Annotated in this window: 15 protein-coding genes; 13 read left to right on the top strand and 2 right to left on the bottom strand. The window is 70.2% G+C overall.

The window, feature by feature from the left end; all coding sequences use genetic code 11:
- Positions 1 to 159: 159 nt before the first annotated feature.
- Positions 160 to 792, bottom strand: a complete 633-nt coding sequence (locus ACFWMR_RS04250) for a TetR/AcrR family transcriptional regulator (RefSeq protein ID WP_378376858.1) — start codon at positions 790 to 792, stop codon at positions 160 to 162.
- A 96-nt stretch (positions 793 to 888) separates the two neighbouring features.
- Here ACFWMR_RS04250 and ACFWMR_RS04245 point away from each other — a divergent pair, with 96 nt between their 5' ends.
- The 6 genes from ACFWMR_RS04245 to ACFWMR_RS04220 all read left to right on the top strand — a co-directional run bounded on the left by ACFWMR_RS04245 (position 889) and on the right by ACFWMR_RS04220 (position 6,655).
- Complete coding sequence (locus tag ACFWMR_RS04245) at positions 889 to 1,521, top strand: NAD(P)-dependent oxidoreductase (RefSeq protein WP_378376856.1); 633 nt, start codon at positions 889 to 891, stop codon at positions 1,519 to 1,521.
- 65 nt (positions 1,522 to 1,586) lie between these two features.
- The gene (locus ACFWMR_RS04240) at positions 1,587 to 2,312 is read left to right on the top strand and encodes an SGNH/GDSL hydrolase family protein (RefSeq protein ID WP_378376854.1); all 726 of its coding nucleotides are present in this window, start codon (positions 1,587 to 1,589) and stop codon (positions 2,310 to 2,312) included.
- Positions 2,313 to 2,427: 115 nt separating this feature from the next.
- The gene (locus ACFWMR_RS04235) at positions 2,428 to 2,601 is read left to right on the top strand and encodes a hypothetical protein (protein ID WP_378376852.1); all 174 of its coding nucleotides are present in this window, start codon (positions 2,428 to 2,430) and stop codon (positions 2,599 to 2,601) included.
- A gap of 329 nt (positions 2,602 to 2,930) precedes the next feature.
- The gene (locus ACFWMR_RS04230) at positions 2,931 to 3,536 is read left to right on the top strand and encodes an RNA polymerase sigma factor (RefSeq protein WP_378238249.1); all 606 of its coding nucleotides are present in this window, start codon (positions 2,931 to 2,933) and stop codon (positions 3,534 to 3,536) included.
- Positions 3,533 to 4,012 carry a hypothetical protein gene (locus ACFWMR_RS04225; protein ID WP_007030725.1) on the top strand — a complete coding sequence of 160 codons (480 nt, stop codon included), beginning with the start codon at positions 3,533 to 3,535 and terminating at the stop codon, positions 4,010 to 4,012. Before ACFWMR_RS04230 ends, ACFWMR_RS04225 begins: the two co-directional genes overlap by 4 nt.
- 42 nt (positions 4,013 to 4,054) lie before the next feature.
- The gene (locus tag ACFWMR_RS04220; RefSeq protein WP_378376851.1) at positions 4,055 to 6,655 is read left to right on the top strand and encodes a CHAT domain-containing protein; all 2,601 of its coding nucleotides are present in this window, start codon (positions 4,055 to 4,057) and stop codon (positions 6,653 to 6,655) included.
- 258 nt (positions 6,656 to 6,913) lie between these two features.
- Here the strand turns inward: ACFWMR_RS04220 and ACFWMR_RS04215 are convergent, their stop codons facing one another.
- A complete protein-coding gene (locus ACFWMR_RS04215; protein WP_378275437.1) occupies positions 6,914 to 7,354 on the bottom strand; it encodes an SRPBCC family protein in 441 nt (146 codons plus the stop codon).
- 49 nt (positions 7,355 to 7,403) lie between these two features.
- On the opposite strand from ACFWMR_RS04215, the gene ACFWMR_RS04210 reads away from it, so the two are divergent.
- The 7 genes from ACFWMR_RS04210 (at position 7,404) to ACFWMR_RS04180 (ending at position 13,997) form a co-directional block, all read left to right on the top strand.
- Positions 7,404 to 9,368: an FUSC family protein gene (locus ACFWMR_RS04210; protein WP_093936720.1), complete on the top strand. Its 1,965-nt coding sequence runs from the start codon at positions 7,404 to 7,406 to the stop codon at positions 9,366 to 9,368.
- 38 nt (positions 9,369 to 9,406) lie between these two features.
- Complete coding sequence (locus ACFWMR_RS04205) at positions 9,407 to 10,093, top strand: HEAT repeat domain-containing protein (RefSeq protein ID WP_378376849.1); 687 nt, start codon at positions 9,407 to 9,409, stop codon at positions 10,091 to 10,093.
- Positions 10,080 to 11,069 (top strand): MerR family transcriptional regulator, encoded by a 990-nt coding sequence (locus ACFWMR_RS04200; RefSeq protein ID WP_378376847.1) that lies wholly within the window; start codon positions 10,080 to 10,082, stop codon positions 11,067 to 11,069. The genes ACFWMR_RS04205 and ACFWMR_RS04200 overlap by 14 nt, the downstream gene beginning before the upstream one ends.
- A gap of 117 nt (positions 11,070 to 11,186) precedes the next feature.
- Complete coding sequence (locus ACFWMR_RS04195; RefSeq protein WP_378376845.1) at positions 11,187 to 12,119, top strand: carbon-nitrogen hydrolase family protein; 933 nt, start codon at positions 11,187 to 11,189, stop codon at positions 12,117 to 12,119.
- 111 nt (positions 12,120 to 12,230) lie between these two features.
- Complete coding sequence (locus ACFWMR_RS04190; protein WP_378376843.1) at positions 12,231 to 12,569, top strand: hypothetical protein; 339 nt, start codon at positions 12,231 to 12,233, stop codon at positions 12,567 to 12,569.
- A gap of 202 nt (positions 12,570 to 12,771) precedes the next feature.
- Positions 12,772 to 13,704, top strand: coding sequence for a TauD/TfdA dioxygenase family protein (locus ACFWMR_RS04185; protein WP_378376842.1), 933 nt, complete (start codon positions 12,772 to 12,774; stop codon positions 13,702 to 13,704).
- 62 nt (positions 13,705 to 13,766) lie between these two features.
- Positions 13,767 to 13,997, top strand: coding sequence for an antitoxin (locus ACFWMR_RS04180; protein WP_093936712.1), 231 nt, complete (start codon positions 13,767 to 13,769; stop codon positions 13,995 to 13,997).
- Positions 13,998 to 14,063: the final 66 nt, after the last annotated feature.

Genomic DNA, 14,063 nt, shown 5'->3' with positions numbered 1-14,063 from the left:
GAAATAGGGACGTTGAATGTCCCTATTTCCACACACCCCTCGAGCCTTTCGGGCCACCTGGCCGTGACCGGTCCGGTCACGCGGGACTGTGTGGATTTCCGAGCGTCCAACGCACCAAAATCCACACAGTCGGCGCCCGAGTTCCGGTGCCACGCGGAGTCACTGACCCGGTCCGCTCCAACCCGAATCGCCACTCACGACCAACGTTCGCGCCAGCGTCGCCGCGAGCCGCTCCGCCCACTCGTCCAGCTCCGCCGCCGACGGTTCCCGGTCCTCGAACGAAGCCAGGAACGCGTACTGGAAACACGCCCCGAGCAGTAGGGACGCCGACGCCTCCAAGTCCGCGTCCTCGCGAATCCGGCCCAGTCTGCGCTCTTCGCCCAGGTATCCGGTGACGCGCGCGAGCGGGACGTCCGGCCCGCGCCGCCTGCTCAGAACCTGCTCCCGATGGGTCGCGAGCAGCTCCCGCGACGAGAACAGCGACACCGCGATCGGGAAGCTCTCCAGGTAGAACGACAGGGTGATCCGCGCCAGCCGGGCGAGGTTCGCCGCGAGCGGCGTGTCCGAGGACGTCCCGGTGGTCTCCATCAGCTCGTCCAAGGTCGACCCGAGCGCGGGCAACTGCTCGGTCAGCACGCTCGTGAAGATCTCGGTCTTGTCCTTGAAGTGCTTGTACAGCAACGCCTCGGAATAGCCCGCGGCCTGGGCGATGGCCTTCGTCGTGGCGTGCGCGTAGCCCCGCTCGCGCATCACCTTCGCCGCCGCGGCGACGATCTCCTCGCGGCTTCCCATGTTCGCTCCTGAGGGCTTCTCAGCGTTCGCTCGACAAGTGGTCAGTGAACACTCACCATAGTGGGTGAGTGTTCACTAACCCAGGAAGGCGTGACCATGAAACTCACCGTTCTCGGTGCCACGGGCGGGGTCGGCTCGGAAGTCGTCAAGCAGGCGCTGGCCGCGGGGCACCACGTCACGGCGGTCGTCCGCGACCCGTCCCGGCTGACCACCGAAGGCGAACGACTGGACGTCGTCGTCGCCGGATTGTCCGAGCACGGCGCGCTGACGGAGGCGGTTTCCGGGCGCGACGCGGTGATCTCGGCCCTCGGCGCCCGCGACCGCAACCCGACGACCGTCGTCACCGACGGGGTCCAGGCCGCTCTCGCCGCGCTCGGCTCGGCGGGCACCCGGCGGCTGCTCGTGGTGACCGCCAGCGGTCCGTTCGTCGACGGCGACGGCTTCTTCACCAGGAACGTCGTGAAGCCGATCCTGGGCAGGGTCCTCCGGAACGCCTTCGCGGACATGGTCGCCGCCGAACGGATCGTGCGCGCGAGCGACGTCGACTGGACGATCGTGCGCCCGCCGCGACTGCTGAACGGACCGCACACCGGCGTCATCGCCGCCCGCACCGACGGCAACGTCCGCGGGAGCTTCAGCCTCAACCGCGCCGATGTCGCCGACTACCTGCTTCGCGCGGCCTCGGACGACTCGCTCATCCGCCAGACGGTCTCCATCGCCCAAGGCTGACTCCGCGGTTGTTGCGTGCGCGACGATCGCGACCGGAGGACGAAACGCGGAAGTAGAGTCGCCGGGTGATCAGCCGTGCGGTGGTGCTCGCCCCGATCCTGCTCGCGCAAGCCGTCCGGGTGCGCCGCACGACACCAAGGCTGCCCGCCGCGGCGGGCCCGGTCAGCGGCCTCGTCGCCGGTGACGGCCGCCCGGCGCGGCTCGCGGTGCTCGGCGAGTCCACCGTGGACGGTGTCGGCGCGGCGACACACGCCGAGGCGCTGACCGGACGGCTCGCGGACGAACTCGCGCGGGACGGCGGCGCGGTCGCCTGGCAGGCCGTCGGCAAGACCGGGGCCAACGCCCGTGTCGTGCGCGAGGAGCTGCTCCCGCTGCTCGGACCGGCCGACCTCGTGGTGATCGCGCTGGGCGTCAACGACACGATCGAACTGCATTCGGCCACGCGCTACCGGCGTGACCTGCTCGACCTGATCGTCTCCGTGCGACGTCGCGCCGGGCGGATCCCGGTGGTGCTGGCCGGCGTGCCGCCGATGGGCCGGTTCCCCGCGCTGCCGCGTCCGCTGCGCGACGTCCTCGGCGCGAGATCGGCCGCCCTCGACGCGGCGGCCGCCCGGTTGGCGTTGCTGCCCGGGGTCGTCCACGTCCCGATGCCCGCCGCGATGCTGGACCCCGCGACCTTCGCCGAAGACCGTTTCCACCCCGGTCCCGAGGGCTACCGGCGCTGGGCCGAACAACTCGCTGACGTGAGCCGTCAATTACTCAGTGACACGATTTGGTCGCAAAAGCGCTGATCAGGTCACTCGCCTGCCACAGATTAAGAAATTTCCGCGAAAAAGCTGGCTCTGCGTGTATCTGGTGGCAGCCTCGTTGCGTCCTATGGAGCAGTCGAGGAAATGAGGGAACCCGATGACGACCGAGACCAACACCGCACCCGTCGACGACGAGGCCACGGCCACCGAAGACCTCGAAGAGACGACCCCGAAGCCGGGCCCGATCACGGCGCCGGTCCCGCCCCGTCCCGGTGGTGTCCGCCCGGACGGCAACTGGGACCCGAACGGCACCAAACCGCCGGTGAACTGAACGAACACGGACAGGTGATGTCCGGAGGCCGAGGGGGCCTCCGGGCATCACCTCCGGGTGCTCCTTCGGGGGAGGGGGACACCTGGACGCGGGCCCGTTGGGGAGCGGGCCCGGGGGGAGGGAAAAAGGACCGGCCGGTGCGCAGTCCACACCTACTCGCGCCGGCCGGTGCCTTTGTCCTCGACCCAGACCGTGGGGGACGACCGAAACTCGACAAAAAAGTTAGTGACTTGATGTATCCCAGAGCCTCTTGCACGCTCCTTCTCCCCGAAGGGCCCGCGATACTGCCAGCGCCGACACGAAGACACGTCCGAAGTGGGGCAGATACGGTGACCGACGTGCAAACGACCGAGGTAGACCCGCCATGGGAAGGACTGACCGGTGCCGATCTGCATGCCGCCTGCATGCGCGCGGCGCGGGCCGGTGACCGCCAGGCGATGGACAGACTTGTGCTCGAGCTGACCCCGCTCGTGTGGCATGTCGCGCGTGCGAACGGGCTCGATCGCCTGACCGCCGAGGACGTGGTCCAGACGGTATGGCTCGCCCTGTTCAGTCAGCTCGAGAAACTCCGTGACCCCAAGGCGCTCGCCGCCTGGTTGATCACCACCACCAGACGTGAAGCCCAACATCCTTTCGGCCGCCGCGCCCAGCCCGTCCCGCTGACCGACGAGCTGGCCGAAAGCATGGAGAGCACCCATCCGGCCCCCGAAGAGGAAGCCGTCCGCGCCGACCGGGATCGCCGGGTCTGGCGCGCCTTCCTCCGCCTGCCGCACCGCTGTCAGCAGCTCCTTCGGCTGACCGTGCTCGCCGGGCGGGCTGAATACCAGCTGGTCGCCGAAGCACTCCGCATGCCGCGCGGCAGTGTCGGCCCGACCAGGGGCCGTTGCCTCGAATCGATGCGCGACCTACTGGCCCACGAAGGGGGAAGCCGATGAACGACCTCGGGACGCCGGGGGAGATGACCTCCCCGGGCGATGAGGCCTTGCTCGCCGATATCGGGCGCTTCATGGACGAACTGGACCCGCCACCGGGAGACCTGGTGCAGCGGGTTCAGTTCGCGCTCGCGCTCGAAAACCTCGATGTCGAGGTCGCCCGCTGGGAACGGATGGACGCCACGGCCGGCGTCCGCGGCAGCGACACCGGCACGATCACCTTCACCGTCAGCGACCTGACCGTGATGATCAACCTGACCAAGATCGGCAAGAAACACCGGATCGACGGCTGGCTCGTGCCCGCCGGCGAGTACGGGGTGGAGGTCCGCGTCGCCGAACACGGCACGAGTTCCACCACCGCCGACGAGGGAGGCCGGTTCGTGCTGGACAACGTTCCCCAGGGGACCACCCAGATCGTGATCCACCTCGGTGACGTGACCTGCCGCCGGACGGTCGTGACCCCGACGGTGGTGCTCTGACCGGACGGCTGTTCCGTAATGCGGCGTGGGTGTGCTCCCATAGTGCGTGTGCCCGCGCAGCTTCCTGTCGTCGATTCTGTAGCCGAGGCGGCAGCCGAACTGCACCGTCAGGCCAGGGCCGCGGCCTCCGATCACGGGCCCGGTGCGGCGATCCGGTTGTTGCAGCGGGGTCTGTCGCGCCTCGGGCCGGTCGAGCCGGACAGCGTCGAACGGCTGGCGATCCGCGTCCGGATCCTCATCAGCCTGGCGGCCGCCGAGGCGGAGGTCGCCTCGCAGCAGGACGGATTCGCCCGGCTCTCCGAAGCGGAACAGGTCCGGCTCCAGCTGCCGGAAGGCGACATCAGGCGTGAGCTGAGCTTCACCGTCGTACTCCAGCGGGCCGTGGTCCTGATGAGGGCCGGGCAACTGGATGAGTCGCTCGCGCTGTACAACGCCGCGATGCCGAACCTCGTCGCCGAGGCGGCGAAGCACAGTCTCCTGCTCACCCGGAACCTGGTGAACCGGGCCTGGCTGCATCTCCAGATGAGCAACCCGGACGCGGCGCACACCGATCTAGTCGCCGCGCTCGACATCGCCGTCGAGCACGGGCACCGGATGCTCGAAGGAAAGATCCGGCACAACCTCGGCGATCACGCCCAGCTGCTCGGCGACATCCCCGAAGCGCTCCGGCATTACGAGCAAGCGGCCTCCATCTTCGTCACCGATGGGCCCGGCTCGCTGCCGCTCGTCCGGCTCGACCAGGCGAAGGCCCTGCTCACCGCCGGTCTCGCCGAAGAGGCGGCACGACATCTCGACGAAGCCATCCCCGAACTCCGCGGCAACGGCGCGCACCATGTCGTCGCGGAAGCGGAGGTCGCGCGTGCCGGGGCGGCCATCCTCGAGGGTGACCACGTGCTGGCGAAGAAGCTCGCGACGTCCGCACGGCGGAGTTTCCTGCGGCGCGGTAACGGCCGGTGGGCGGAGATCGCCGAGTTGACCCGGCTCCGCGCGGACGCGGTGAAGGTCTTGGCGGACGGGGAGAAGAAGCCGTCCGGGAAACTGCCCGAACAACTCGCCGATCTCGCCATCCGGCTGGCCGGACTCGGTCTGCGCGACGAAGCGGGCGCGGCCAGGATGTTCGCGGTGCGGCTGCTGCTCCGTCGCGACGAGACGGTCGCCGCGCAGGAACTCCTCGCCCAGGTGCCGAAACCGCGGCAGACCACGCCGATCGACCACCGGATGCTGCTCCGGTTGTGCCGGGCGGAGCTCGCCGTGGCGTCCCACCGGCCGCGTTCGGCGCTCGCGCAGGCGCGGGCCGGGTTGGCGGAACTCGGGCAGATCCGCGATCGCATGGGCGGGCTCGACCTCGTCTGCGGGACGGCGGCGCATGGCGAGGAACTGGGCAAACTCGCGTTGAGGCTGGTGCTCAAGAAGGCGAGGCGCAGCGGCGCCGGGGCGAAGAGCCTGTTCGCGTGGCTGGAACGCACGCGCGCGCAGGTGTACCGCTACGAACCGCTCCCGGTCATCGAAGACCCCGCGCTCGCCCGGCACATCAACGAAATGCGGCACCTGCAAGGGACGATCCAGGCGCGGCGGCTGTCCGGCGAGCCGGTCGGGAAACTCGAGGAGCGCTACGACCGGTTGCAGCGGGAGGCGACCCGGCTCGGGTGGTACACCAGCCAGTGGGGTCGTCCGCGGCCGGTTTCGGCGCCCGAAGAGGTGGTCGAGCGGCTCGGGGATCGCGTGCTGGTCAGCCTGATGGGGTACAACGACACCCTGTACGCGGTGGTCGTCGACCGCGGCCGGTTCCGGCTGGTGAAGCTGGGGCCGCTCGCGGAGATCGTCGAGACCGCGCGCCAGCTGCACGCGGACCTCGACGCGCTGGCCCCGGACAACCTGCCCGCGCCGCTGGTCGAGGTCGTCACCGGCTCCGCGCGACGCCGAGCGGACAAACTCGACAAGCTGATCTCCGCGTCGCTGGCGAAGACGCTGGAGAACCGCGAGCTGATCATCGTGCCGATCGGTTCGCTGTACGCGTTGCCGTGGGGCGCTTTGCCCTCGCTGCACGGACATCCGGTGTCGATCGCGCCGTCGGCGACCGCCTGGGTGACCGCGTCCGGGCGGCGGAACTCCGGTCCGGTGCTGCTCGCCGGCGGTCCCGGCGTGCCGGGTTCGGTCGGTGAGGTGCGGAACCTGCGGACGGTGTACCCGCAGGCCCGGCTCGTCGACGGGAAGGACGCGACCAGCGAGACCGTCCTGTCCGCTTTGGACGGTTCCGGGATGGCGCACCTGGTCGCGCACGGCGCGCACGAACCGGCGAACGCGCTGTTCTCTCGGCTGGAACTCGTCGACGGTCCGCTGTACGCGCACGAAACCGCCCGGCTCGCGAAGCCGCCGGAACGGGTGGTGCTGGCCGCGTGCGAACTCGCGATGAGTCACATCCGGCCGGGCGAGGAAGCGCTCGGGTTCGCCGGGACGCTGCTCGCCAGCGGCTCGCGGACGGTCATCGGCGCGATCGCGCGGGTCGGGGACAAGGCGGCCGCCGACGCGATGTCCGACCTGCACCGTCGGCTGGCTTCGGGGACCGCACCCGCTTTGGCGCTCGCCAAGGCGACCGCCGCCGATCCGCTGCGGCGCCCCTTCCTGTGCCTTGGGGCGGGCTGAAGGGGACTTTCCCCGCATGCGACGCGGTGAAGGACGCTTTCGCCACGTGGGACGCGGCGAAGGACGCTTTCGCCACATCCCACGCCGCGAAAGGTCCCTTCGCCGAGTCCTACGCGGCTAAGGCGTCCTTCAACTACCCACAGGACTTGTCCACAACCTTCGCCACCTGTGGACAACTCCGCCGATCCGCCTTCCCCGTCGCCCACCCCCGATAGACTGGACTCGGGGTCGCCCCCCTGGGACGGGTGGGGGGTGGGGTCAGGGGCGTTCGGCGTGTTTCACCAGGCGGGTCGCCAGGAGTGAGACCACGGCGCGCAGGGCCTTGCAGGCGGCGGCGCCGGTGCCGGGGACCGATTCGGTGAACCGGCCGGTCCAGCGCAGATCCGTACCACCGGAGGCGTTCGGCGTGAACGAGACTTCGGCCCGATAGTCCTTCAGCGGCGCGAGGCCCGCGAAGCCGTAGACGTGCTTTCGGTCCTTTTCGTACTCCAGCGTCTCTTCGTGGATGTACACCGGCCACAGGCCGACAGCCCGGACGGCGCCCACTTCGTCCGCGTCCGGCTTCCGCGCCCAGCGCGAGTGGAACACGATCGGCTTCGCCCATTCCGACCACCGGGAACCGTCGGCCTCCAGCGCGAACAGGGAAGCGGGCGAGGCGGTGCTCGTCCGGTTGATCTCGAAGGAGTACGTCTTGCCCATGTGGCGACGATAACCGCTCCCACCGCGACGGATAAGTCAAGATAGAGGCGTGAGCACGACGCGCCGCGAGATCGCCGCACCGCATTGGCTGGTGCAGCTGCTGCGCAGCACACCGGTTCCCATCCCGTGGAACATGGTCGCCCGCGCCGTCCTCGCGCTCGCCGTGCCGCTGGCCGTCGGCTACGCGCTCGGCGACATCGGCGTCGGCGCGCTCATCTCCACCGGCGCCCTGCCCACCGTCCTGTCCGAATCCGCCGGCCCGTACCGCTACCGCGCCCGGCGGCTCGGCGGCGCCACCGCGGCCGCCGCCGTCGGCTACTTCGCCGGACTGATCACCGGTGGGATCCCCGCCGCCTCCATCCCGGTCGTCGTCGCGGTCGCGGCGATCTCCGCGCTGATCAGCGCGGCGGGCAGCAACGCCTCCGTCGCCGGTCTCCAGATGTTCGTCTTCTGCGTGCTCGGCACCGGCCAGCACGTCACCGGCCTGCGCGTCGAAATCCTCCTCGGCTACTTCTGCGTAGGCGCCGCCTGGAGCCTGCTCATCGCGCTCGCCACCTGGACCTTCCGCGCCACCAGCCCCGAACGCGGCGCCGTCGCCCACGTCTACGTCGAACTCGCCGCGATGCTGTCCGCGACCGACGAAGCCACCTCCCGCGTCGCGCGGCACCAGCTCACGACGGCGATGAACACCGCCTACGACCGGCTGCTCACCGCCCGGTCCTGGCTGTCGGGCCGCGACGCCACCTACCGCCAGCTGCTCAACCTGCTGTCCGCCAGCACCCCCGCCGTCGAGGCGTCCGTCGCGATGGTCAACGCCGGCCGCCAGGCCCCACGCGACGTGATCGACCACTTCATCGCGACCTCGGCCGCCGTCCTCGCGAACCAGGAACCGCCGAAGCCACCCGAAGCGCCCGAAGACGCCGACCCGGTCCTAGCCGCGCTCTACGCCGGACTCGCCCGCATCACCAAGGGCGACGACCGGAAACGGCGCGAGGTCCAGCCGTGGCACAAACGCCTCCGCGCCTGGGCGGGTTCGCTCATCTCCGGCCCGCTCACCTGGTTCGCCGCGCTCCGTCTCACGCTGTGCGTCGCGATCGCCGAAATCGTCGCGCTGCTCGTCCCGTTCGAGCGCTCCTACTGGATCACGCTCACCGTCGGCATCGTCCTCAAACCGGACTTCGGCTCGGTCTTCGGCCGCGCCGTCCTGCGCGGCATCGGCACGGTGATCGGCGTGGGCATCGGCGCGGCCGTGCTCGCCGCGGGCGGCGAAGGCTGGCTGCTGGTCCTGCTGATCGCCGTGTTCGCGGGCGGCGTCGCGGTCGGCAAGGTCCGCAACTACGGCATCCTCAGCGCCTTCGTGACGCCGCTGATCATCCTGCAGATGGACCTCGCCAGCACCGGAAGCTGGAACGTCGTGCTCGCGCGGCTCGTCGACACCGTGCTCGGCTGCGCGATCGTCCTGCTCTTCGGCTACCTGCTGTGGCCGGGCAGCCGTCGCCCACAGGTCGGCGGACGGCTCGCCGACGGCCTCGACAGCCTGGTGAAATACGTCGACAAGGGTCTCGTGCTCGCGCCGTCCGGCGAAGCCCGGCTGGAACGCTCACGAGCCCGCCGCCGCGCCTACCGCGCACTGGCCGACCTGCGGACCGCGTTCCAGCAGGTCGTCGTCGAACCCTCCGCCGCCGGACGGCAGGCCGTCGCCTGGTGGCCGGTGATCGCCGGACTCGAACGCGTCGCCGACGCCGTCACCGAGGTCGGCGTCACCCTCGGCCGCGGCGCCCCGGCCCCAGCCGACGACGAGATCGCCCTGCTGACGGCCGCGCTCGCCGAACTCGCGGCCGCCATCCGCGAGGAACGCGACCCGGCGGAGATGCCGATGCCCGACAACGAACAGCTCTCCGGCGTCGTCGACCAGATCGGCGCCGCCTTCGACGCCGTCCGAGGTCCCGACCTCGTCGAGCGCGCGCCGCTGCGGCTGGTCCGTCGATTCCTGCCCTATCACCGTCGGGCTTGACCTTGACATCGTGACAAGGTCTTCACTGATGGCAGGAGGTGATCCCCATCAACACGACACAAAGGACGGACACGCGCCTGCTGGACGCGTTGAGTTCCGAAAGCTCGTCGACACGGCTCCAAGCGGCGCTGGCGGCCGGGACACACCCGGACGCCGGGTTCGTCGACACGCTCGTGGCGCGCTGCGCGATCGAGCCGGACTTCTTCGTCCGGGACATGCTGACCTGGGCGTTGACCCGCCTGCCGTCGGAAAGCACGGTGCCGGCACTGCTGGCGGAGCTCGGTTCGAAGGTCGCCCAGGCCCGGAGCCAGGCGCTGCACACGCTGTCCAAGATCGGGGACGCCGGCACGTGGCCCGCGATCACTCGGTCGCTGCTGCACGACGCCGACGACGAGGTCGCCCGAAGCGCTTGGCGTGCCGCCGTCGTCCTCGTCCCCGACGGGGAGCGGAAAAGCCTGGCCACGGACCTGGCCGCGCAACTCGGTCGCGGCGACCGGAAGATGCGGCTGAGTCTCAGCAGGGCACTCGTCGCGCTCGGAGACGAGATCGAGCCGGCCCTGCGCGAGGGCCTGGCGAGCGCCGACCCCGAGGTGCGTGTGCACGCCCGCGCCACGGAACGGCTCTTGCGCGACCCGGACGCCGATTTCGACCCGGCCGTCGACGAGGCGAAACGGATCGCCGCGCTCGGCCCGGAACGAACGAGGGAACACGATGCTGATCGGTGAGGTGGCGCGCCGCTCGGGGGTGAGCAGCCGGATGCTCCGGCACTACGACTCCCTCGGGCTGGTGCGCCCGACGGGCCGCACCGTCGGCGGCTACCGCGAGTACTCCGACGAGGACATCCGCCGGATCTTCCACGTGGAGAGCCTGCGCTCCCTCGGGTTGTCGCTACGCCAGATCGGACGCGCCATGGCGGATCCCGCCTTCGAGCCGTCCGATCTGGTCGGCGACCTCATCCGGCGGACCGAGGAACGCCTGAACCGGGAACAGGAACTGCTCGACAGGCTCCGCGCTGTCGACGCCTCGGCGCCCTTCGGCTGGGAGGGCGTCCTGCGCATCGTCGAGCTCCTGCGCGGCCTCAACTCGCCCCACGCCGCGCGACGGCAACAGGCCATCCTCTCCCCGGAGGACGTGCCGATGCCCACCGAACTGTTGGCCGGGGCGGTCCTCGCCGAAGCCGATCCGAACGTCGCCGGCGCCTTGCGGTGGGCTCTCGCGCGGGCGGGCGGCGAGGGAGTGGCGAGCCTCGCGTCCGGCGCGCGTTCGGAGGACGTCGACGTCCGGCGGCGCGCGGTCCACGCGCTCGCCGGGATACCCGGTGACGAAGCGACCTCGGCGCTCACGGAAGCACTCGGCGACCCGGACCCGGCGGTCCGCGCCCGCGCCGCGCTGGCCGTGGGTACCCGTGGCGGGACCGAGGCCGTGCCCGCCCTCGTCCGCATGGTGGTCGAGGGCACCACCGACGTCGAGGCGGCCGAGGTACTCGGAACCCTGGCCAGGGACGCCGGACGCGCGGACCGGATCATGGGCGAGCTGACCGGCGAGCTCGCCACCGCGGAACCAGCGGCGCGGATCCGCCTCACGCAGGCCCTCGCCGAGATGCCGCCTGACCTCGCGAAGGGCGTCCTGCTGGACCTGGCCGAGGACGACGAACGCGCCGTCGCCCTCCTTGCTTCGGCCCTCGCGGGGGCGTTGAAGTGACGGCAGGCGCCAGTCGGCAGGGGCGGTAGCCAGTGCGAGCCTGGCTGCGGGGATATCCGGCTTTCGGTCGATCTTGGCGGCTAGGTTGGCGGTGCCACCTAGCCGGAGGAGCTCATGATGCGTGTCGCCGCTGCCCAGGTTCGCTGTCCGTGGATGGATCGCGAGGCCGGTCTGCGCAAGGTGATCGACTTCGTCGGGCGGGCCGCGGAGGCGGCGGTCGAACTCGTGGTGTTTCCCGAGACCTTCCTGCCGGGATACCCGTTCTGGCTCACTCAGCCCGGTGGCGCGGGACTCGATGACCCCAAGCAGGTGTTGGCCTACGCGGCGTACCAAGAGGCCGCGATCGAGTTGACCGGTCCCGAACTGCGCATGGTCGTCGAGTGCGTCCGGGACCAAGGTGTGTTCACCTATCTCGGGATCGCCGAGCGTGGACCGGGACGCGGCACCGTGTACTGCACGCTGCTCGCGATCGACCCGGTGACCGGGGTGCGTGGCGTTCACCGGAAGCTCGTGCCGACCTTCGAGGAACGGTTGGTGTGGGGCAACGGGGACGGGCACGGTCTGCGGGCGCACCAGGTCGGCGGGGCGCGGGTCAGCGGGTTGTGCTGCTGGGAGAACTGGATGCCGTTGGCGCGGCATGCCCTCTACGCGCAGGCCCCCGACCTGCACGTGTCGGTGTGGCCGGGATCAACGAGGCTGACCGGCGACATCACCCGCTTCATCGCGCTGGAGGGCCGGATGTACTCACTCGCGGCCGGCGCGCTGATCGACTACGCGGACGTGCCCGCCGGTTTCCCCTTGCGGGACGAGATCCTGGCGGCCGGACAGAACTCCCCCTACGACGGCGGATCCGCGATCGCCGGGCCGAACGGCCGATGGATCGTCGAACCCGTCAAGGACGAGGAGCGGCTCGTCATCGCCGATATCGACCCCGCGACAGTGCGGGGCGCCCGGCAGAACTTCGACCCGACCGGGCACTACAGCAGGCCGGACGTCTTCCAGGTGACCGTGGACCGGAAACGACTGGCCCCTGCGGCTTTCCTCGATTAGCCGCGTGAAGGGCCTCGCTTCGGCCCTCGCGGGGCCTTGGTCACCCACCCGGATGGGGGAGGGTGAGCATAGTCTCGAACTCATGTTCGAGTTTTCACGCATAATCGACGCATGCTCGACACTGGTGACACGCTGCCGCCGGGGCCGCGTCACCTGCACATGGTCCGGCCCCATCAGCCCGTTTGGGTCGACCTCAAGCTGGTTTACCCCGTCGGCGCCTCGAAGACCCGCCTCCCCGACGGCCTGGATCTGACCGGCACCGTCCCCGGCCTGCTGGGGATGTGGCGGGCGACGACGACGGCGCACTGGGTCGGCTGGGTGACCTTCCAACTCGGCCCGGTCGGCCGCGGCGGCACGACGCATTCGCAGTGGGTGCTCGCCGAGGCGCTGCGGCCGCGCGAGGAGCGGAACACCTGGTCGGGAAGCTATCCCTACGAGCGGCGACGGTGAATTTCCCGTCCCGTGGACGGCGTTGACTCCGCTCTCGCCGCGCCGCCACCATGAAGACGTGTCCGTCATCCTGAAGTCCTCGCCGACCCGCTCGGCGAGCGAAGGTGTCGCCGCACTGCTCCTGCGTCGTGGACGTCTGGGCTCGCCGCCCGCGTAGCTCCCATCCCGCCAATTCGTCCGCAGGTGAAATCCAGGGAGCATCATGTCCATCGAACTGCCCGACCGTGTCCGCCTCCGCCCCGCGACCGTCCCCGACGGCGGGATCCTCGAAGGACCGCGCGTGCTGCGGCGCCTGCCGGAGGGCGTCGATGAACGTCCGTACGAGCTTTTCGCGCTGCGCCCGCTGGGCCGGGTGATCGGAGCCGAGATCGACGGCGTCGACCTCGCTCGGCCGCTGACTCCCGCCCTCCACGCGGAGCTGAACCGCGCGTTGCTGGAGTGGAAGGTGCTGTTCTTCCGCGACCAGGACATCACTTCGGCGCACCAGCGCGCGTTCGCCGCCAACTGGGGCGAGCTGGAGACGAACCCCTTCATCCCCCAGGGCGAGACCGAGGACACCACCCGCTTCACCAGGTCGGCGACCATGCCCGGATTCGAGAACATCTGGCACGTGGACGTCACGTTCCGCCCCGCGCCGGCGCTCGGCTCGGTCCTGCGGCTGATCGAGGTCCCGCCGATCGGCGGCGACACGATGTGGGCCGACATGGCCGCCGCCTACGACAACCTGCCGGAAGACGTCCGCGCGCGGATCGACGGGCTGACCGCGGTGCACGACTTCATCCCCGGCTTCGCCCGCTTCTCCGACCCGGAACTGCTGCTGCGCCACCAGGACGCGTTCCCGCCGGTCGAGCATCCGGTCGTCCGCACGCATCCGGAAACCGGGCGGCGGACCCTCTTCGTGAACCAGGCCTTCACTACCCACATCGCCGGCATCGACCGCGACGAGAGCGACAGGCTCCTGCGGTACCTGTTCAGCCGGGCGCACGTCCCGGAGTTCCAGGTACGTTTCGCCTGGCGGCCCGGTTCGGTGGCCTTCTGGGACAACCGCGCCACCCAGCACTACGCGGTCAACGACTACCACCCGTACGCGCGAGTGGCCGAGCGTGTCGCCATCGTCGGCGACCGGCCGTTCTGAGGCGTCCCCATGACGGGTGATCGTCGAGGCGGGTCCGCCGGTACCTGTGTGACGATTAGGGCATGGGCATCAACTTCGACGAATTGAAGAACAAGGCCACCGAGGCTCTCCGCGAGCACAACGACAAGATCGAAGGCGGCCTGGACAAGGCGGCGGACTTCGCCAAGTCGAAGTTCTCCGGCCACGACTCCCAGATCGACTCCGGGGTCGGCAAGGCGAAGGACTTCATCAACAAGTTCGACGACACCCCCGACACCCCGCAGAACCAGCAGCAGCCGCCCCAGGGTCAGTAACCCCTCGCATTTCGTCCTCTGGATGCGGTCCTTGCGCGTGCAACTACCGCATTCAGAGGACGAAAC

Origin of the sequence: Amycolatopsis thailandensis (genome assembly GCF_042723255.1) — a bacterium.
In the GTDB taxonomy this organism is placed as follows: domain Bacteria; phylum Actinomycetota; class Actinomycetes; order Mycobacteriales; family Pseudonocardiaceae; genus Amycolatopsis; species Amycolatopsis thailandensis.
This window is presented reverse-complemented; position numbering and strand designations above follow the sequence as displayed.